The 19801-nt window shown below is 57.5% G+C and carries 20 protein-coding genes; 11 read left to right on the forward strand and 9 right to left on the reverse strand.

Going from position 1 to position 19801, the window contains the following annotated elements; genetic code table 11:
• Positions 1-16 precede the first annotated feature (16 nt).
• Together BFV97_RS01205 and BFV97_RS01210 are read right to left on the reverse strand one after the other, a co-directional pair.
• A complete protein-coding gene (locus BFV97_RS01205; protein ID WP_069299019.1) occupies positions 17-727 on the reverse strand; it encodes a GNAT family N-acetyltransferase in 711 nt (236 codons plus the stop codon).
• Positions 727-1452 carry a competence/damage-inducible protein A gene (locus tag BFV97_RS01210; protein ID WP_069298492.1) on the reverse strand — a complete coding sequence of 242 codons (726 nt, stop codon included), beginning with the start codon at positions 1450-1452 and terminating at the stop codon, positions 727-729. Before BFV97_RS01210 ends, BFV97_RS01205 begins: the two co-directional genes overlap by 1 nt.
• 40 nt (positions 1453-1492) lie before the next feature.
• Between BFV97_RS01210 and sfsA the strand changes: the two genes are divergently transcribed.
• The 3 genes from sfsA (at position 1493) to radC (ending at position 3930) form a co-directional block, all read left to right on the forward strand.
• Positions 1493-2200 carry a DNA/RNA nuclease SfsA gene (gene sfsA / locus BFV97_RS01215; protein ID WP_069298493.1) on the forward strand — a complete coding sequence of 236 codons (708 nt, stop codon included), beginning with the start codon at positions 1493-1495 and terminating at the stop codon, positions 2198-2200.
• Between the two features lie 67 nt (positions 2201-2267).
• Positions 2268-3122 (forward strand): type I methionyl aminopeptidase, encoded by an 855-nt coding sequence (map, locus tag BFV97_RS01220; protein WP_245667518.1) that lies wholly within the window; start codon positions 2268-2270, stop codon positions 3120-3122.
• A gap of 49 nt (positions 3123-3171) precedes the next feature.
• Positions 3172-3930 (forward strand): RadC family protein, encoded by a 759-nt coding sequence (radC, locus tag BFV97_RS01225; RefSeq protein ID WP_083225445.1) that lies wholly within the window; start codon positions 3172-3174, stop codon positions 3928-3930.
• An 81-nt stretch (positions 3931-4011) separates the two neighbouring features.
• Here the strand turns inward: radC and BFV97_RS01230 are convergent, their stop codons facing one another.
• The 3 genes from BFV97_RS01230 to secA form a co-directional block, all read right to left on the reverse strand.
• Positions 4012-5514, reverse strand: a complete 1503-nt coding sequence (locus tag BFV97_RS01230) for a phosphate ABC transporter substrate-binding/OmpA family protein (RefSeq protein WP_069298496.1) — start codon at positions 5512-5514, stop codon at positions 4012-4014.
• A 15-nt stretch (positions 5515-5529) separates the two neighbouring features.
• Positions 5530-6708 carry a hypothetical protein gene (locus BFV97_RS01235; RefSeq protein WP_069298497.1) on the reverse strand — a complete coding sequence of 393 codons (1179 nt, stop codon included), beginning with the start codon at positions 6706-6708 and terminating at the stop codon, positions 5530-5532.
• A gap of 201 nt (positions 6709-6909) precedes the next feature.
• Positions 6910-9759 carry a preprotein translocase subunit SecA gene (gene secA / locus BFV97_RS01240; RefSeq protein ID WP_069298498.1) on the reverse strand — a complete coding sequence of 950 codons (2850 nt, stop codon included), beginning with the start codon at positions 9757-9759 and terminating at the stop codon, positions 6910-6912.
• Positions 9760-10015: 256 nt separating this feature from the next.
• On the opposite strand from secA, the gene BFV97_RS01245 reads away from it, so the two are divergent.
• The 3 genes from BFV97_RS01245 to BFV97_RS01255 are packed head-to-tail and all read left to right on the forward strand — an operon-like array spanning position 10016 to position 12617.
• Positions 10016-10858: a peptidylprolyl isomerase gene (locus BFV97_RS01245; RefSeq protein WP_069298499.1), complete on the forward strand. Its 843-nt coding sequence runs from the start codon at positions 10016-10018 to the stop codon at positions 10856-10858.
• Positions 10859-10875: 17 nt separating this feature from the next.
• The gene (gene argJ, locus BFV97_RS01250; RefSeq protein ID WP_083225446.1) at positions 10876-12222 is read left to right on the forward strand and encodes a bifunctional glutamate N-acetyltransferase/amino-acid acetyltransferase ArgJ; all 1347 of its coding nucleotides are present in this window, start codon (positions 10876-10878) and stop codon (positions 12220-12222) included.
• Positions 12219-12617, forward strand: a complete 399-nt coding sequence (locus BFV97_RS01255; protein WP_069298500.1) for a (deoxy)nucleoside triphosphate pyrophosphohydrolase — start codon at positions 12219-12221, stop codon at positions 12615-12617. The genes argJ and BFV97_RS01255 overlap by 4 nt, the downstream gene beginning before the upstream one ends.
• Here BFV97_RS01255 and hemH read toward each other — a convergent pair.
• The gene (hemH, locus tag BFV97_RS01260) at positions 12612-13655 is read right to left on the reverse strand and encodes a ferrochelatase (protein ID WP_069298501.1); all 1044 of its coding nucleotides are present in this window, start codon (positions 13653-13655) and stop codon (positions 12612-12614) included. The two genes, BFV97_RS01255 and hemH, sit on opposite strands and share 6 nt — an antisense overlap.
• 48 nt (positions 13656-13703) lie before the next feature.
• Positions 13704-14534 (reverse strand): methyltransferase domain-containing protein, encoded by an 831-nt coding sequence (locus BFV97_RS01265; protein ID WP_069298502.1) that lies wholly within the window; start codon positions 14532-14534, stop codon positions 13704-13706.
• On the opposite strand from BFV97_RS01265, the gene BFV97_RS01270 reads away from it, so the two are divergent.
• The 4 genes from BFV97_RS01270 to BFV97_RS01285 are packed head-to-tail and all read left to right on the forward strand — an operon-like array spanning position 14516 to position 16881.
• The gene (locus BFV97_RS01270) at positions 14516-15313 is read left to right on the forward strand and encodes a ComF family protein (protein WP_245667522.1); all 798 of its coding nucleotides are present in this window, start codon (positions 14516-14518) and stop codon (positions 15311-15313) included. The genes BFV97_RS01265 and BFV97_RS01270 overlap by 19 nt on opposite strands.
• Positions 15314-15350: 37 nt before the next feature.
• Positions 15351-15608, forward strand: coding sequence for a glutaredoxin 3 (grxC, locus tag BFV97_RS01275; RefSeq protein WP_069299022.1), 258 nt, complete (start codon positions 15351-15353; stop codon positions 15606-15608).
• Between the two features lie 2 nt (positions 15609-15610).
• Complete coding sequence (locus tag BFV97_RS01280; protein WP_069299023.1) at positions 15611-16447, forward strand: carbon-nitrogen hydrolase family protein; 837 nt, start codon at positions 15611-15613, stop codon at positions 16445-16447.
• A complete protein-coding gene (locus BFV97_RS01285; protein ID WP_069298503.1) occupies positions 16444-16881 on the forward strand; it encodes a MarR family winged helix-turn-helix transcriptional regulator in 438 nt (145 codons plus the stop codon). Before BFV97_RS01280 ends, BFV97_RS01285 begins: the two co-directional genes overlap by 4 nt.
• Positions 16882-16885: 4 nt before the next feature.
• Here the strand turns inward: BFV97_RS01285 and ubiG are convergent, their stop codons facing one another.
• Positions 16886-17629, reverse strand: coding sequence for a bifunctional 2-polyprenyl-6-hydroxyphenol methylase/3-demethylubiquinol 3-O-methyltransferase UbiG (gene ubiG / locus BFV97_RS01290; protein ID WP_069298504.1), 744 nt, complete (start codon positions 17627-17629; stop codon positions 16886-16888).
• A gap of 61 nt (positions 17630-17690) precedes the next feature.
• On the opposite strand from ubiG, the gene pip reads away from it, so the two are divergent.
• Entirely contained in the window at positions 17691-18656 is a 966-nt protein-coding gene (gene pip / locus BFV97_RS01295) for a prolyl aminopeptidase (RefSeq protein WP_069298505.1), read from the forward strand.
• Here pip and BFV97_RS01300 read toward each other — a convergent pair whose 3' ends face one another.
• A complete protein-coding gene (locus BFV97_RS01300; protein WP_069298506.1) occupies positions 18657-19796 on the reverse strand; it encodes a benzoate/H(+) symporter BenE family transporter in 1140 nt (379 codons plus the stop codon).
• Between the last annotated feature and the right edge of the window lie 5 nt (positions 19797-19801).

The following is a 19801-nucleotide window of genomic DNA, read 5'->3' on the forward strand; positions in this document are numbered from 1 at the left end:
AATCAGAATGCTCCGGTTAGGGTGTTTTAATACGATAGTGATACTGGGTGGCGGTTTCCATGCCCATTTTACGGTAGAGCGATTGCGCGCCGGTGTTCGACTGTGTCGCGAGAACGGCAAAGACCGTTGCACCGTTCTCCACGCCCCAACCGGCAGCAGCCCGCATCAGGTTTTCCGCCACTCCGCGCCGCCGCACCCGTGTGAGCACTTCCACCGCATGGGCCATTGTCACCCCGTTGTGACAGCCGACAAAAGCCGCCGCAGCGGGGCGAGCTTCCATCCGACCGAGAATATAAGTCTTGGCACAACAGGCCCGCTCCATCACGTCGATCCGCGTGCGCCCGATACCGCCTTCGGCCCAGATTTCCGTCAGAATAGCCATTGGAAGGCCGGTGAAAATCGCCTTTCGTTTCGGGTCATACCCTTGGGCAATCTCGCGGGCATCCCCAACCAGCAGGTCCACCGGATCCTTTATGCTATAGCCCCGTGCGGCAAGGTCCTGATCCAGAGCGGACTGGTCGCCACGGATCATGAACAGCTTGTCCTGACCCATCGCCTCCATCGCGGCTTCGGCCTGCGCGATATCGCCCTCACCAGAGGCCGCAGACACACGTTGTCCGCCGCCGCGTCCTTCGCGCAGAGTCCACCCGCCCAGTTCCCGCGTTTTATGGGCGGGCCAGCTTGCATCGACGGCTTCAAAAAGCTGTTGTTCCGAAGGTATCTGCATCATTCAATCCCAAAAGCGTCACGGACCCGTGCGCTTGCCTCTGCCACACGCGCAGCCTCTGTGCCACGCAAAACCACGTTACTGCCCAGGCCCTGCGGCGTGTTGAACGGATAAGATCCGATCGACAGATCGCCAAAAGCCTGCGCAACTTCAGCCAGCGGTCCGGCAACATCCCCTTCGGGCAGATCCACCCGCACAGTTTGCGACACCAGCGGCACACCTGCAGCCAGTTCCGGCAGCAGGGCGTCCAGCATTGCTTCGAATATCTTTGGTACGCCGGCCATGACATGCACGTTCTCCACCGAAAAACCGGGGGCCTTGGATACAGGATTGTCAATCAGCCGCGCCCCGTCCGGTATCCGCGCCATCCGCATCCGCGCTTCGTTGATAGCCGCGCGCCCTTCGGGATAATTGGTGGCCAATACCTCCATCGCGTCCTCACGCACATCAATGCCGATCCCGAAAGCGGCAGCCACATTATCCGCCGTGATGTCATCATGGGTCGGCCCGATACCGCCGCTGGTAAACACATGCTGGTACTTGTGGCGCAACGCATTGACCGCGCTTTGGATTTCACCGCCATCGTCAGAGATCACCCGCACTTCTTTCAGGTCGATCCCCACATCAGTCAGCCGCCCCGCAAGGTGATACATATTCGCATCCCGCGTGCGCCCCGAAAGGATTTCATCACCAATCACCAAAAGTGCCGCCGTGGGGTTCGCCATATCGCTTGTCCTTATGTTTCCATCGTTTTAGGCTCGGTCGATGAAGTTTTCCAGCCCGCTTATCCGCGCCACCCTGATCCGCCGTTACAAACGCTTTCTTGCCGATTGCCGCCTTGAAGACGGTCGAGAGGTCGTGGCCCATTGCGCTAACACGGGCGCCATGACCGGATTAAAGCAGGAAGGGCAGGGCATCTGGCTGGAACCCAACGATGACCCCAAACGCAAGCTGAACTATAGCTGGAAGTTTGTGGAACTCGGAAACGGGCATTTTGCCGGAATTGATACCGGACTGGCCAACCGCCTGGTGCGCGAAGCACTGGATGCGGGACGGATCAAGGAACTTACCGGATATGACAACATCCGTGCAGAGGCAAAATACGGCCAGAACTCCCGCATTGATTTCCTCCTTACAGCAGAAGGCCGTCCCGATGCCTATGTCGAGGTTAAAAGTGTGACCCTGCATGGTGCGCCGGACTGGGCGGAATTTCCCGATACCGTCACGCTACGCGGCACCAAACATCTGGGCGAACTGACACAAATGGTGGCGCAGGGACATCGCGCCGTGATGCTCTATCTGGTGCAGCGGACAGATTGCACACGTTTCCGTCTGGCAGAGGCGCTCGATCCTGCCTATGCCACAGCCTACCGCGAAGCGCATGCTGCGGGCGTAGAGATGTTATGTTACGCTTGTGATATTACGCCGTCGGGCATACATCTTGGCACCGCACTGCCTGTAGAACAAATTTGAACGGGATGACTGGCAAAAAGGCTTAAATTGTCCTAATACGCCAGCCATTCACAGATCGGAGGTCCCCGTGGAAGGACGCCAAGCCCCAAGGCTCAACAAAGACGGTATTACCATTCACTCTGCGGAAGAGTTTGAAGGCATGCGTCGTGCAGGCCGTCTGGCCGCTGAAATTCTGGATATGATCGCGCCCCATGTTGTGCCGGGGGTAAAGCTCGACGAGCTGGACCAGATCTGCCACGATTTCATGATCGCCAATAACTCCATTCCTGCAACGCTTGATTATAAGGGCTATCCGAAGTCCTCGTGCATTTCGGTGAACCACGTGGTGTGTCACGGCATTCCAGGTGGCAAAATTCCGATGTGGAAAAACGACAAACACAAACGGACCGATGACACTCTGTTTGACGGTGACATCCTGAACATTGATGTGACTTGTATTCTGGACGGCTGGTTCGGGGATAACTCCCGCATGTATGTGGCCGGCAAGCCGAAACCCTACGCAGAGCGGCTGATCCAAGTCACCCATGATGCGCTGATGATCGGGATCGAACAGGTCAAACCGGGAAATACTTTTGGCGATATTGGCGCCGCCATCCAGCGCTACGTAGAAGCACAGGGCTGTTCCGTGGTGCGGGATTTCTGCGGTCACGGACTCGGGCGCGTATTCCATTCGCCGCCCAATGTGTTGCACTACGGGCGTTGGGGCACCGGACCTGTGCTGGAAGAAGGCATGTTCTTTACGATTGAGCCGATGGTCAATCTGGGCCGTCCCGAAACCAAGGTTCTGGCGGACGACTGGACGGCAATTACGCGGGACAAGAAACTCTCGGCCCAGTTTGAGCACTCTCTCGGGGTGACAGCGGATGGATTCGAAATCTTCACGGAATCCCCTGCAGGGCTGTTCCATCCCACCCAGCCTTGAACGGCGTGGGATTCATCACTGATTAACCAATTGCGTGCAAACTCGGCCTATGTCCGACTCCAAACGCGCCTTTGAAGAACAGCCACAACTGGGGTTTGCCGTGGTGGAAACCACGGCCCCCTTTGAACGTACCACGCCGGAATTTAGCAAGGACCACCGCAGACGATTGCGGGACCGGTTCATGCGGGCGGGGGCGGCAGGGCTGAACGAATATGAACTTCTGGAACTCATCCTGTTTCGCGCCATACCGCGGCGGGATGTAAAACCGCTGGCAAAACGCCTGATGGCGCGGTTTGGTGACATCAACCGCGTGATCTCGGCCCGCCCCGCACTTCTGCTGGATGTGGACGGGGTGGGGGAAGCCGTGGTGCAGGAACTCAAGATAGTTGAAGCTGCGGCGCATTCGCTGGCGCAGGCAAAGGTTTTGAACACCGATGTGCTGTCCAGCTGGTCCGCATTGATGACCTATTGCAAAACCGCAATGGCGCACCGGGAAACCGAACAGTTCCGCATCCTGTTTCTGGACCGCAAAAACGTGCTGATCGCGGATGAGGAACAGCAGAAAGGCACCGTGGATCACGTCCCCGTCTACCCGCGCGAGGTGGCCAAGCGCGCGTTAGAACTGAACGCCAGCGCTTTGATCCTTGTCCACAATCACCCGTCCGGCAATCCCGAACCTTCGCAAGCCGACATTGATATGACTCAAATGGTCGAACAGGCTGTAAACGCCATTGGCGTCACAATCCATGACCATGTCATTATCGGTGCTGAAAGCGACAGCAGCTTTCGCGCGCTCGGCCTGCTCTGACCACCACCAGCTTCTTCTGGCGTGAAATATCCCGGGGGCGCGGGGGCAGAGCCCCCGATCCATCGAAAGCAGTCAGATGGATTAGTCCGCGCGGTCCTTCACCCAAACCTCAACCCGACGGTTGATCTCTGCATCAGCGGCGCTGTCTTCGCAGACCAGCGGCGACGCTTCTCCATAGCCAAGAACGCGAAACTCCACATCTTCCAGTGAACCATCAGGCGCGGCTTGGATCAGGGCTGCCTGAACCGCTTCGGCCCGTTGCTTGGACAAAGCCTTATTCTGCCGTGCGCGGCCATCACCGTCTGAAAATCCCATCAGATAAACGATCTTGTCTGCGTAATTCCCAAGGATCAGTCCGGCGGCAAGATGTTCGGCGTTCTCGCGGGATTGGGCGTCCAGTCGGGTTGATCCGGGTTGGAACCGAAAGGTCGCGGACAGTCGTTTTGCGCCGGACATAATGCCGGTCATTTCCCGCACATCGGACAGGGGAACCTCTTTGCCGATAATCATCAGGGAGTTGGCCAGTCGCTGCCCTTGTTCATCCAGCCCGAGCGTTGCAATCCCCATATCCGCAAAGCCCAGATCCACCATCACAGCCTGTGCTTGCGGGCTGCGCAGAAACTCCAGAAACTCCCGTGCGAACAGGGGCATACGCTTTGCAGGGCGGGTCACGGACAGCTCGAATGTCATCGGATAGGAACCGGATTGCAGGGTAAAGGCTTTGGCCGCATTATACATGCCACAAGACCCGCGCAGACCCATTGGCCGGGCTGTACGCAGCATGGAAAACGGCAGAACCGCGATCCCGAAGGGATCATTCGCCACCACATCCGCCATATCCTTTAACCGGGCGTGCTCTTGCACAATAACGCCGGCCTGCGGTGCCAGTCCCATCGTGGCCAGACGGTCCTGAAACGGGCCCGCGCCCGCAGCAACATGAAGTGTCAGGGCGGAATCGCTACCGCCGAGGTCCTTCCAGTTGGTAATCTCGCCTGCGAGCACCTGTCGCATCTGGTCCATTGTAATGCCGTCCACCGGATTAACGTCCGATGCTGCGATCACGACCGCATCCAGACCGATGACCTGTGTGCGGGCCGGATCGGGGGATTGCAGCGTGGAAAACACAAGTGTGTCGCTCCCGTCGCGCATGGCGCTATAGGGATCACCGCCATCCTGCGGCGCCAGTTCGACAGTTGCCAGAGGACCGGCCGCTTCGGACGCGATTTCAACAGTCTGCGCCCCATCCGCGCCTGTGATCATCTCGACCTCGGCGCCCTGATAGATTGCAAATGCTTCCAACAGCGGCAGTGCTACGGCGCTGTCTCCGGCGATGGCAAAACGGGCAGTAGTCTCTTGGGGTGTCGGGCAACCGTCACCGTCACAGGTTACGGTGCGGGCATCCACCGTCAGGGGGCCAAATTCGGTTTTGACCCTGTAGAATTCCCCATCGTATTCCAGAAGGGTGCCTTCCACTTTCAGATCGCCGGTTTTTGCGGATAGCAGCACATCCTGTGCGCTTGAAAGTGTCGGGCTGCCAAGAAGCAGGGCCGCCAGACCCAATCGGCAAAGCAGTGAACGGAACATGAAAACCCTCGCTGGTTACTTGCGGGCTACTTTCATGTCTTTCAGCGCGTTTTTCAACAGCAGACTGGTTTGCACGGCGCCGCATTCGGGCAAACGCAAGGATATTTTACGAAAGCCGGCTTTGGCGTTGGGCTGGTGGCGGGCGGTCTGAATTTTCATCGCAGCGCCACAGGCCGTTTCACCGCGCAGGGTTTCGACCGCGAAAGAGACGATTTGCTGTCCCGCCGTCATCCGCAAGGGCAGGGTATAGACCTGTGCCAGTTGCGGTTCGGGCAGCGCGGCATCGCCCAGTTGTGCCAGATAGCCGCCGCCTTCCATGCGGGAGCGTGCAAAATCGCTCGGGTTCAGACGCCAGATATGGCCCGTTTCGCCCATGCCCGCGCCGTTTTGAAAGGCGTGGAGGAACGTGTCATTTGCGCCTTTCCACGAAATCCCGACACGCTCCAGAGTGGAGAGACCGGCGATATAGGCGCCCACTGTGGATTGCGTACCGTCCGACAGTTCCACGTCAAACCGGGAGTATTCGGCAAATACCGGCACCTTCAGTTCCAACTGTCCCGTAGCGTTCAGCCGTTCTTTGAACTGCAAACCGCCATGCCGGATCGTGGCATTCACATTCGGGTGGCAGGGGGCTTTCAGTTTCAGTTTCACCCGCGCCCCAAAGATCGGGGTGGCCCGCAGGTCCAGTGCACAACTGATTTTCGGGGTTTGCGGGATGCGCAGGGCATCTTTGAAATCGCTGAGCGTGACAGACAGCCCGTTGGTCAGGCCGGTCACTTCGGGGGCTGGCACGTCCGCGATGGAACGTGTCAGCACAATATCGCTGAAATCTGCAGGGGTGGCCAGTTCCGGAGCCCCGTCCTGTACCGCAATCGTGATCACGTCACTGCGTACCGCCGAAGGCACCGTCCGCGTAGCAGGCTCGACAGCGGCAAAGATCATCCGACCGGTTTCCACTTCGGGTTTCGCAGGGGGCACACTGGCAGCGATCCGCACGGGGGCGTCAGACACCAGTGCAGTAGGGCGAATATCTGTCACCGTTGGAATTTGCGGCGCAGCGAGGTTTGCAGCCACGGTCAGATTGGGTTGATACCCTTGGGTGCCGTGATCGCCAAGAAGCAGGCTGGCAGTCGCACCACCGACGGCGAGAACCACACCGGTCGCTACTGTCAGGAGTTTGTCATTAAGAGCCATGATAACCTCGATAAGCGTTAAACTTATCGAAAATTAGCAATCAATCGTGACAGTAATGGGCGGTCAAAAGGGTCGTTTACGGGCGATTTTGCCCCATTCGATTCGATTTTCGCTGCCGGAATCTGGCGAATCTTTGACGGATTGCCGGACTCCGTCAGGTAGCGGGAAAGATTAACACTTTCCCGCCACAAATTGTCTTAATTACAGTTTGCCGTGACACTGTTTGAACTTTTTTCCGCTCCCGCAGGGGCAGGGGGAATTGCGGGACGGATTACCCCATGTCGACTCGTCATTCTCGTCGAAGGCGACTGCAGGTGCCGTTGGTACGGTTTCCGGTTGTCCGCTCGGGGCTGCTTCAGTGGCGGGAACTGCAGCGGCCTGCGCTGCTTGTGCGGCCTGTGCCTCTGCCTGCATCTGGGCGATGATCTCGTTGCGCTCTTCCTCGGACATCATCCGCACGTGACCCAATTGGCCGGTCACATCGGCGCGCAGGCTTTCCAGCATGGCCTCAAACAGGGTGAAGGATTCTGTCTTGTATTCGTTCAACGGATCGCGCTGGGCATAGCCACGGAAACCCACGACAGAGCGCAGATGCTCCAGCGTGACCAGATGCTCGCGCCAGTTCTTGTCGATGGTTTGCAGCAAGATCTGCTTTTCGATGCTCCGGAACTGTTCCGCGCCGAATTGTTCGACCTTCTTGGCCATCGCTTCATCGGCGGCTTCACTGATCCGTTCCCGCAGGTCGGTATCGTCGATGCCTTCTTCATTGGCCCAGTCGATGATCGGCACATCAATCCCGATATGTTCGATCACCTTGCCATAGAGCCCTTCCACATCCCACTGATCGGGATAGGATTTGGCCGGAATACATTCATCCACCAGATCGTCGATCACCTGATCGCGCATATCCTTCACGGTTTCGGACAGGTCATCCGCTTCCATGATTTCAAACCGCTGGCCGAAGATGGCCTTGCGCTGGTCGTTCATCACATCGTCGAATTTCAGCAACTGCTTGCGGATGTCAAAGTTGCGACCTTCCACTTTGGCCTGCGCTTTTTCCAGCGATTTGTTCACCCAAGGGTGGATGATCGCCTCACCTTCGGACATGCCGAGTGTGGACAACACTTTGTCCAGCCGCTCCGATCCGAAGATCCGCATCAGGTCGTCTTCGAGGGACAGGAAGAAGCTGGATTTGCCCGGATCGCCCTGACGTCCCGAACGGCCGCGCAACTGGTTGTCGATGCGGCGGCTTTCGTGACGTTCGGTTGCCAGAACAAACAGGCCGCCCGCGTCGAGCGCTTTTTGTTTGTCAGCGGCAACCTCGGCTTGAATCCGTTCGCGGATCGCAACCGGATCTGCATCCTCGCCGGCTTCTTCGATGGCTTGCAGAACGCGCATGTCCACGTTGCCACCCAGTTGGATGTCGGTCCCGCGACCGGCCATGTTTGTCGCGATGGTCACAGCACCCGGTTTACCGGCATCGGCAACGATGGCCGCTTCCTGTTCGTGGAAACGGGCGTTCAGTACGTTATGCGGGATGCCTTCGGGACGGGCTGCCAAGGCGTCAATCGCATCTGCATCGGCGTTGAATTTGACCTTGTTCTCCTCCTTTTTCATCCCTTCGGCCCGCGTGCGCAGGTTGGCCGCGATCTGTTTCAGCAGGGCGGTGTCTTTCAGAAGGTTGGAAAGATACTCGGACTTTTCAATCGAGGTCGTGCCCACAAGGGTCGGTTGACCCTTTACATAGGCTTTGGCGATTTCCTCAACGATGGCGGTGAATTTTTCCTTGGCGGTGCGGTAGATCGCATCGTGTTCGTCAATCCGCGCGATGGGTTTGTTGGTGGGAATTTCCACCACACCCAGCCCGTAGATTTCGGAAAATTCTTCGGCTTCGGTCAGGGCGGTGCCTGTCATGCCCGCCAGCTTATCATAGAGGCGGAAATAGTTCTGGAAAGTCACAGAGGCCAGTGTGACGTTTTCGGGCTGGATGTTCACGCCCTCTTTCGCCTCAATCGCCTGATGCAGACCATCGGACAGGCGGCGGCCTTGCATCATGCGTCCGGTAAATTCGTCAATCAGCATCACATCGCCGTCTTTGACGATGTAATCCTTCTCACGCTTGAACAGCACATGGGCGCGCAGGGCGTTGTTCACGTGGTGGACGAGCGTTGTGCTTTCCGGATCATACAGAGAGGTGCCCTCTTCCATCAAACCCTGCGCCAGAAACTGTTGCTCGACAAATTCGTTGCCTTCTTCCGTCAGAACGGCAGAGCGGGCTTTTTCGTCGATGGTGTAATGCTCTTCCTTCAGGGAGGGGATCAACTGGTCCACTTTGACGTAAAGGTCGGAGCGGTCTTCGGAAGGTCCGGAAATGATCAGCGGTGTCCGCGCTTCGTCGATCAGGATCGAGTCCACCTCGTCAACAATCGCAAAAAAGTGATCGCGCTGGGCAATCTGGGACAGTTCGGACTTCATGTTGTCGCGCAGATAATCAAACCCGAGCTCGTTGTTGGTGGCATAGGTCACATCGGCGCGGTAGGCAGCAATTTTGACATCCTCGGGCATATTGGGCACCACGATTCCGGTGGTCATGCCGAGGAAGGAATAGACCTGATCCATCCATTCCGCATCACGCCGCGCCAGATAATCGTTCACCGTCACCACATGGACGCCGCGTCCTGCAAGCGCGTTCAGATACACGGGCAGGGTCGCCATCAGCGTCTTGCCTTCACCGGTCTTCATTTCTGAAATATTGCCCCGGTGCAGGAAAATACCGCCGATCAACTGAACATCGAAAGGACGCAGGCCAAGTGTGCGCTTTGCTGCTTCCCGTGCGTTGGCAAATGCCTCTGGCAGCAGGGAATCCAGCGTTTCGCCACCCTTGTAGCGTTCTTTGAATTCTTCGGTTTTGGCTTTGATGCCGTCATCGCTGAGCGCTTCAAAATCCGGTTCCAGACTGTTGATTTTAGCGACCAGCGACTTCACCGATTTGATCTTGCGATCATTGGGCGTCCCAATGATTTTTCTACTAATAGTGCCCAAGCCCAGCATAGCTGCTCCGTATATTTTCTACGCCGCACGACTGGCGGCAAAAAACTGACGTGACTGTGAAGGAACGTGCCAAAGCCTGCCTTGTGGCGGGGGGTTAGTCAGCGTAAAGCTGCTGCAACGCCGGATCGTCCTTGCATTCATGCCAGATTGGCATCTAAGCGGGTCTGTTCGCACTGTCAACGTTGCCCCAAACGTTCGGCACCATAAATACATGACGTGTCTGTAGGAAAACAGGCCAGAAAACAGGAGCAAGATCATGAAATTCACACGACTAATTGCCGCCTCTTCCGTTGCCGTAATGATGGCAACCGTCGCCCCCGCACAAGACGCGCCCACCGCACAAACCGTTCTGGCGACAGTGAACGGCAAGGAGATTACAGTCGGTCATGTGATCGCACTGACACGGCGTCTGCCCGAGCGTTTCCAGCAACTGGAAGACAAGGATCTTTATAAGGGCGTTCTGGATCAGTTGATCCAGCAAACCGCGCTGGCCGAGGATGTGGATACGTCCAAGAAATCCATCCAGATCGCGATTGAAAACGAGACCCGTGCTCTGTTGGCTTCCGAGACCCTGACCAAAATTGAAAACGCTGCCGTTTCTGATGAGCAGGTGCAAGCAGCCTACGACGAAGCCTTCGCAAATGCGCCTGCGGAAATGGAATACAAAGCCTCTCATATTCTGGTGGAAACCGAGGAAGAAGCCAAGGAACTGGTGAAAACCATCAAAGGTGGAGCGGATTTCGCGGAAACGGCCAAAGAAAACTCCACCGGACCATCCGGCCCGAATGGAGGCGATCTCGGCTGGATGGCCAAAGGGCGCACCGTACCGGAATTTGAAAACGCCATGATCGCACTAGAGCCGGGCGAAGTGTCCGACCCTGTGAAATCCCAGTTCGGCTGGCACGTTATCAAATTGGCAGAAACCCGTGAGGCTCCCAAGCCGACACTGGAAGAAGTGCGCGAGCAACTGGTCGAACAGATGAAAGCACAAGCTGTGGCAGAGCACATGGAAACAATCGAGGACTCTGCAGAGATTAATCGGGTTGAAATTGAATTCGATCCGTCCATTATCCGCGACACAGAATTGTTGGATAATTAATCCCTTGGGGGGCAGATATGGCCAAAACAAAAGCAAAGCTGAAACGTAAGGTCAGCAAGTTAAAGAAAAAGGTCAAAGGGTTGAAAGCCGAAATAAAGGCGCAATCGACGCAGCCTGCGGTTTCGCCCCTTGCCCCCTCCGAAGGCTTTCCGGCCCTTCCCGAAATCGGCGGCGTCACATTCGCAGCCGGTGCTGCCAGTGTAAAATATAAAAACCGCACCGACGTGATGCTGGCCCACGTTGCCAAAGGCAGCGCCGTTGCCGGTGTGTTCACCCGATCCTCTACCCGCTCCGCGCCGGTGCTGGACTGTCAGGCCAAACTGGTCGAACTGCAAAAAACCGATGTTGTCGAGGATGCTTTGGGGGTTGTTGTGAACTCTGGCAATTCCAACGCTTTCACGGGGCAGGTCGGTGCAAAATCCGTCGAATTTGTCTGTGCAGCAGCGGCCAAAACGCTTGGGGTCGGGGCTGGTAACATACTGACATCCTCTACCGGCGTGATTGGCCAGCCGCTGCCTCATGACCGGATCACGGCTGTTCTGGACGATCTGGCCAAGGGTCTTGATCCGTCGCGGGGCGAGGAAGCCGCGCAGGCCATTATGACCACGGACACTTTTCCCAAAGGGGTTGCAGCCAGCGTGGAAATTGACGGCAAACAGGTGAATATCGCCGGTTTCGCCAAGGGTTCAGGCATGATTGCGCCGGATATGGCGACGATGCTGGTCTATATCTTTACCGATGCAGCAATTACGTCCGCTGCGTTTCAGGCGCTGGTCTCGGATCATAACAAGACCACTTTCAACGCGATAACTGTTGATAGCGATACGTCCACCTCTGACACGTTACTCGCCTTTGCAACCGGCGCTGCGGGCAATGCGCGGATTTCCGATGCGCAGAGTGCTGACGGTCAAAAGCTCGGCGCGGCGCTGCAATCCGTGATGCGCGATCTGGCCCATCTGGTTGTAAAGGACGGAGAGGGCGCGACCAAATTCCTTGAAGTCGCTGTCACCGGAGCCTCTGATGATGCCTCGGCGCAGATTGTGGCCCTAGCGATTGCCAATTCACCGCTGGTGAAAACCGCTGTTGCAGGGGAAGACCCGAATTGGGGCCGCGTTGTCATGGCCGTTGGTAAGTCCGGTGAACCTGCGGATCGGGATAAGATCGCCATCCGCTTCGGGGATATTCTGGTGGCGGAAAACGGTTGGGTCTCGCCCGAGTATACTGAACAGCAGGGTGTGGATTACATGAAACAGCAGGACCTGCGCATTGCAACCGATCTGGGGATCGGAGAGGGCGCTGCGACTGTCTGGACCTGTGATCTGACCCACGGTTATATCACCATCAACGCCGATTACCGTTCATGAAGACACTTCTGGTTTCTGCGGTCGCCCTGATCGACAAGGACGGCCGCGTCTTGCTGGCGCAGCGCCCCGAAGGAAAGACGCTTGCCGGTTTGTGGGAATTTCCGGGCGGCAAGGTGGAGCCGGGGGAAACCCCCGAACACGCCCTGATCCGCGAGTTGGAAGAAGAACTGGCGATTAACACATGGGAAAGCTGCCTCGCGCCGCTGACCTTTGCCAGCCACAGCTATGAAGATTTCCACCTTTTGATGCCGCTATACGCCTGCCGGAAATGGGACGGTATCCCGACGCCCCAGGAAAATCAGGTGCTGAAATGGGTGCGCCCGAAAGAGATGTCCAACTATCCGATGCCACCAGCGGATATACCGCTGATCGCCATGCTGCGAGACCTGCTATAGCCAGCCGCCCGTTTCGGATTTGATGATTTCCGCCATCATTTCAACGTGATCGGGACGCTCGTTCAGGCACGGAATATAGGTGAAGGTTTCGCCGCCCGCTTCTTTGAATGCGTCCTGAATTTCATCGTTGATCTCTTCGAGTGTCTCGACACAATCCGATGAAAAGGCCGGAGCCATCACCGCGATGTTCTTCTTGCCTTCCCGCGCCAGTCGGGCGACGTCTTCGACGGTATAGGGCTGTAGCCATTCTTCCGGCCCGAATTGCGACTGAAAGGTCAGCTGCACTTTGTCCGCAGGCAGGCCCAGTTCCTCGCGCAACAGTCGCGTGGTTTTCTGACAGTGGCAGTGATAGGGGTCGCCTTCCATCAAATAGCGGATCGGAACACCATGATAGGATGTGACCAGCATGTCCGGCTCAACATCCAGCTTGGCGTAGGTTTCTTTTACGGTCGCGGCCAATGCCTTGATATAAAGCGGGTTTTCGTAATAGGCAGGCACCGTGCGAATGGACGGTTGCCACTTCATGTCCATCAGGGCGCGGAAGGCTTCGTCATTGGCGGTGGCTGTGGTCGGCGCGGAATACTGCGGATAGAGCGGGAAAAATACGATCCGGTCGCAGCCCTTTTCCTTCATCCGCTCTATCACCGAACGGGTGGACGGGTTGCCGTAGCGCATGCAAAAATCCACCTCCACGCGATCACCATAGAGCCCCTTAAGCGTCTCTTTCAACGCTTCGCACTGGTTGCGTGTGATGGTCAGCAGCGGGCTTTCGTCTTTGTCGGTGTTCCAGATACTGCGATATGCCTCGCCAGAGGTGAAAGGCCGTTTGCTCAGGATGATAAGCTGCAAGAGCGGCTGCCATTTCCAACGGGCATAGTCGATCACGCGGCGGTCCGACAGGAACTGGCTCAGGTAGCGGCGCATGGACCAATAGTCCGTTGCGTCGGGTGTGCCGAGATTGGAGATGATCACCCCAACCTTGCCAAAACTTACAGCGGGATGGTCGGCGGCGGCGTGGGCTGGTTTTTCTGCGGTCATGATGTCTCTCTCTGGTCCCGATCGGAGGTATCCTAAAGGCGGAAGCGATCAAGTCTTTTTATCAACTGCGGGAAATTCTGTCACACCCAGCGCATCAGCCAACCGGGTTTGCGCCGATCCGGGGCGCAGGGGTTTTTGTTGTGTATCCGACGGTGCCCAGCCTGTCAGGAAGGCCATTTCAAACGTCGCCATCATACGACCGTCTTCCATATGGTCCCGTGCGTAAATCTGCGTCATGCGCAAAAAGACATCGCGGCGGGCGAAATTGCGGCTGCGATCGCTCAGGGCGTTGGTCTCGCCCATTGCGCGCAACTCACGCATCAAATGCCAGGGGCTTTCATAGGCCACGCGCAGGGGTTCAAGATCGGCAACCGGCAAACCGTAGCCGGCCCGTTGCATCAACGCCCCCAATCCGCGCAGTTCCGCCATTGGTGCCACATGGGGACGGATACCGCCGCGCAGCTCGGCCTCGGATTCTGTCAGGCTGTGACGCAGTTCTTTCAGGGTTTCCCCCGCAAACATCACCGCAATCATCAATCCGTCCGGCCGCAGGGCGCGGCGCATCTGGATCAATTGGCCCACAGGATCGCTGGCCCAATGCAGGCACAGGCAGTGCACGATCAGATCGCAACTCTCCGGTTCCAGATCCAGCGTTTCTGCATCTGGTATCACACGGGCAGCCACACCCGTTTTTTCCGCCCAATAAGACCCGTTCCAGCCAATAAACACCGGATCGGTAAAGGTTCTGTTAACGTCTTTCAGTCTTTCTGAAACTTCATCGGCTGCGAAATCATGCAGGAACAAGGCATCGGTGCCCGTCACGCGGGCGCGGTGCTGGTCCAGTGCTTGCGGATCGAACAGTGTCTGGGTTGGGTTCATCGGGCAAATCTCCTGCCGCAGACCTAGCGCCCAATGTCAAAAAGGAAAAGCCTATCCTGCACGTCACGCAGAAATTGATCCGTCTTGCCTATCCGCCGCGCTGCCTGTCCTGTGGCGTTGACACCGCCGCGGAAAATACCCTGTGCCAGACCTGCTGGCCAGAGGCGCATTTCTTTTCTGGCAGTGTCTGCAACGGGTGCGGTGTACCCTTGGAGGGACATGCGGAAGAGGCCGATTTATGTGAAGCCTGCTTTTCCAATCCGGTGCCTTGGGCGCAGGGGCGATCTGTAGGTCTGTATGAAGGGCCGCTGCGCCGTATGGTTCTGGGGTTGAAACACGGAGACCGACAGGACAGCGCACCGCATATGGCCCGTTGGATGCTGGGGGTTGGCGCGGGGCTGATCACGCCGCAGACCGTTCTGGTGCCGGTGCCCCTGCACTGGAGCAGGATGCTAAAGCGACGATACAACCAGTCCGTCCTGCTGGCTCGCGCCCTTGCTGCAAGTAGTACAGCGCAGGTGCTGCCCGACGGGTTGCAGCGGGTGCGGGCGACGAAGACGCAAAAGGACATGACCCGCGCGGAACGGTTTGAAAATCAACGCAGTGCGATCCGACCCCATTCGCGGCGCACCCCGCTGATCCGCGACAGGCCGGTTCTCCTGATCGACGATGTGATGACCACCGGCGCAACGCTCTCTGCCTGTACGCATGCCTGTTTCACAGCCGGTGCCGCATCTGTCAGCGTTCTTGTTTTTGCCCGCGTTGCAAGGCTGGCGTAAAGCCCTATATATTGTGGCAAACAATAGGAATGCCATGATGAAAAATGTTGAAATCTATACCACGCCCATCTGCGGTTACTGTGCAGCCGCCAAACGCTTGCTGAACGGGAAATCCGTGTCTTTTGCGGAAATTGACGTGATGACCAACCCCGAAAAGAAGGCGGAAATGATCCAGCGCGCCAATGGCGGGCGGACTGTGCCGCAAATCTTTATCGGTGAGACCCACGTGGGCGGTTTTGATGATCTGAACCTGCTGGAACGGCAGGGTAAACTTGATGCTTTGTTAGCAGGATGACCCTGCGCGCCGGTCTGATCCAGCTGAACAGCAGCGACGATCCGGTTGCCAATCTGCCCCGCACGCAGGGGCTGATTGCGCAGGCGGCGGGGCAGGGTGCGAAATTCGTTGCCACCCCCGAAGTGACCAACGTGTTGTCCACCAGTCGCAGCCATCAAAAGGCTGTCTTGCAGCAAGAAGAGCAGGACCAGACCCTTGCCGCCTTGCGTGAACAGGCTGCTGATCTGGGGATCTGGCTGCTGATCGGTTCGCTCGGGCTGTTGACGGAAGACGCGGACGGGCGCTTTGCAAACCGCAGCTTTCTGGTTGATCCGCAAGGAAAAATCATAGCCCGTTACGATAAGATCCACATGTTTGACGTGCAGGTGACTGAAACCGAGACCTACCGAGAAAGTGACGGTTATCGCCCCGGTGACACTGCGACACTGGCTGAAACGCCCTTTGGCACCATCGGCATGACCATCTGCTATGACATGCGTTTTCCCCATCTCTATCGCCAGCTTGCACAGGCCGGCGCCACTATTCTGACGGCTCCGGCTGCATTTTCACCCGTCACGGGCGCGGCCCACTGGCACAGTCTTTTGCGGGCGCGGGCGATTGAGAACGGCTGTTTCGTGATTGCTCCGGCGCAGACGGGCACCCATGACATCTCCAAGGGCAAGCCGCGCTCTACCTATGGCCACACGCTGGTGGTCGACCCTTGGGGCGAGGTGTTACTGGACGCGGGAAAAGAAGAAGGCGCGTTTCTGGTTGATCTGGATCTGTCGCAGGTGGAAAGCGCCCGCAAGCGAGTGCCGTCCCTCAGCCACGATCGTCCCTTTCGTCTGCACCAAGGATGAGCGACAGCCCCGATATTTCCCTTGCAATCGGCCTGTTGTCAGAGGTCGTCGCAGCGGATCAACTGATCAAGGGCACGCTGTCCCGCCGACTGCCAAGGGGGATGGAGATGTCCCATTTTTCCGTTCTTAACCATCTGAGCAACTCTGGCGAAAAGACCCCTGCGCAGCTTGCGCGGAACTTTCATCTGACCAAAGGTGCGATGACCAATACGTTGAAGAAACTTGAAAACGCCGGATATATCCATATCCGCCCAGATTGGGACGATGCACGGCGCAAACAAGTGTCTATCAGCAACGCAGGCCGTGTGGCCCGCGAACTGGCGCTAGAGCAATTGGTGCCGGAATTTGAAAAGATCATAGCCGATCTGGGGGAACAGAAAATCCGCCAGACCCTGCCCGTCCTGCGGGCTTTTCGCACGGCGCTGGGCGGTTGATTCCTCAGGTCGGTTTCACGCTGGCTGTGACGTAATTCACGCTCAGATCCCGCTCTGATATGGACCAGCTCCACAATAGCGGGTTGAAGACAAACCCTTTGCGATCCACAGGGGTGAGCCCCGCCTGTTCGATCAGCCCGTACAATTCGTCCGGCGTGATGAACTTGGCCCAGTCATGGGTTCCCTTCGGCAACCAACGCATCACATGTTCCGCTCCGATGATCGCCATCATATAGCTTTTGGGGTTCCGGTTCAGGGTCGAACAGATCATGATCCCGCCCGGTTTCAGCAATTGCTGGCAGGCGGTCAGATAGGCCTGCGGATCAGAAACATGCTCCACCACTTCCATATTCAAGACCGCGTCGAACTGTTCTCCGGCGGCGGCGAGGTCTTCGGCAGTGGTATGGCGATAGTCGATCTCCAGCCCCATCTGATGGGCGTGGACCTGTGCCACGGGTATATTACCCGCCGCCGCATCCGCCCCGACGACTGTCGCGCCCAGTCGGGCCATAGGTTCTGACAACAGGCCGCCACCGCAGCCTATATCAAGGATACGCAGACCCTTCAGACTGTCCAGCGCGTCCTTGTCCCGCCCGAACTCTGCCGTGATCTGGTCCACGATATAACCCAGACGACAGGGGTTCAGCATGTGCAGCGGTTTGAATTTGCCGTTTTCGTCCCACCACTCGGCGGCCATCGTTTCAAACTTTGCGACTTCGTGATCGTCAATTGTTGTCGCTGCTGCCATTGCACTCATGTCCTCGAACTGCCAAGGTTGGGGATCAACCATGAAATAATATAGACCACCTATGCGAAATTCCGAGAGCCAAATTGGCGCATCCCGAAACCTTTACCCTGTCATCCAGCCGTTCAACCAGTTGATGCTGGAGGTTCCGGGCGATCATACGATCTATGTAGAGGAATGCGGGAACCCTAACGGCATCCCTGTTGTCGTGTTTCATGGCGGACCGGGGGGCGGGTGCAGTCCGGGGATGCGGCGGTTTTTTCATCCGGAATTCTATCGCATTATCCTGTTCGACCAACGGGGCTGCGGGCGCTCTCGCCCCCATGCCAGTGTGGAGAACAATACTACATGGGATCTTGTCGCGGATATTGAACTGATCCGGCAGAAACTCGGCATCGAAAACTGGATTGTCTTTGGCGGATCTTGGGGGGCAACGCTGGCGCTGGTCTATGCGCAGACCCATCCTGATCGGGTGAACCATCTGGTCCTGCGCGGTGTCTTTACCATGACTAAATCCGAACTGGACTGGTTTTATGGCGGAGGTGCAGCCGCATTCTTTCCGGATGAGTGGGAACATTTCGCCGGATTGCTGCCCCGCAGTGAACGGGATGACGTCATTGGCAACTATGCCAAGCGCCTGTTTTCCAAAAATGAGGACATACAGGTCCGCTTTGCCCGTGCTTGGACCGAATGGGAAAGCGCACTTGCTGCGCTGGAACAGTCACCCAACCGCGGTGTCGTGCCTGCGGCCTATGCGCTGGCCTTTGCGCGGATCGAGAACCACTACTTCCACAACGCAGGCTTCCTGCGGGAAGACGGGCAGATTTTCAAGGATTTGCACAAGATCGAACATATTCCCGGCTCTATTGTGCAGGGGCGTTACGATATGATCTGTCCGCCGCAAACCGCCTACCGTCTGCGGGATAACTGGCCGGCCGCGCGGCTGTTTACGGTTCCCGATGCGGGCCATTCCCTGTCCGAACCGGGCATCACCTCGACCCTGATCACCATTATGGACGAATTGTCCTGATCAGCGTTTCAATTGCTCTAGCCCCAGTGCCAAAAGTCCCGCAACCAGCCCCCAGAAGGCCGCTCCGATCCCGAAAACACTAACGCCGGAGGCTGTCACTACGAAGGTCAGCGCGGCTGGAAACAGGTGCTCTTTACCGCCAAACCCTGCGCTCGCCGCACCTATAAAAGGGCCGAGCAGCGCGACGCCGGCAACCGTGGCCACCAGCGCCGGGGGAAAGCCTGCAAACATCCCCACCAGCGACGCGCCAAATAGCGCAAGAACCGCATAAGTCAGCGCGTAAACCGGACCTGTCAGCCAGCGTTTGTCCGGATCGGGATGGGTGTCCGGCCCCGTGCAAATAGAGGCGGTGATCGCAGCGAGGTTGGACGTATGCGCACCGGCAAAAGCGGTCAAAACCGATGCGATGCCGGTGACGCCCAGAATAGAACGGCTCGGCGCCTGATACCCCGAAGCCCGCAACACTGCAAAACCGGGCAGGTTTTGTGATGCCATTGTCACTAGATATAATGGCAGCCCCAGCCCCAGCATCACCGGTAGATCAAAGGCTGGTGTGACCCAAACCAGCGTGGAAATCTGCAAGCTCTCCACCGGCTCGAGCATGCCGAGCATAAAGGACAGCCCGATCCCAAGCGCAAGCACCCCCAGCACAGCCCACATGGCAGAAAACAATCGCAGCACAAGGAAACCGGCAATCAGCGGCAGGACGAGCGCCGGAACCACCGCCGCGTGCTCAAAAATTGCGACCACAAATTCAAACAACACGCCCGCCAGCATGGCAGAGGCCAGCGCGGCTGGAATCCGCTCTATCAGCTCTGCGACAACCCGAAAACAGGCTGTAACCAGTACCAGAACCGCAGCGAACAGGAATGCCCCGACCGCCGCTTCAAACCCGTTTCCGCTGCTCGCCGCAATCAGCGCGGCGCCCGGTGTGGACCATGCGGTGATGATGGGCATTTTGTGCCGGATGCTCAGAATGGCAGTGGTTGCCATCATCGAAAGACACAAGGCTGCAACCCATGATCCGGTTTGCACCGGCGTCGCACCCACCGCCTCTGTTGCGGCCAGAATAACCGCCAATGATCCGCCAAAACCGACCAGTGCGGCAACAACTGCTGAGATGACTACGGATGCGCGCATGGGGC

It is taken from the genome of Neptunicoccus sediminis (assembly GCF_001719615.1).
GTDB lineage: Bacteria > Pseudomonadota > Alphaproteobacteria > Rhodobacterales > Rhodobacteraceae > Amylibacter > Amylibacter sediminis.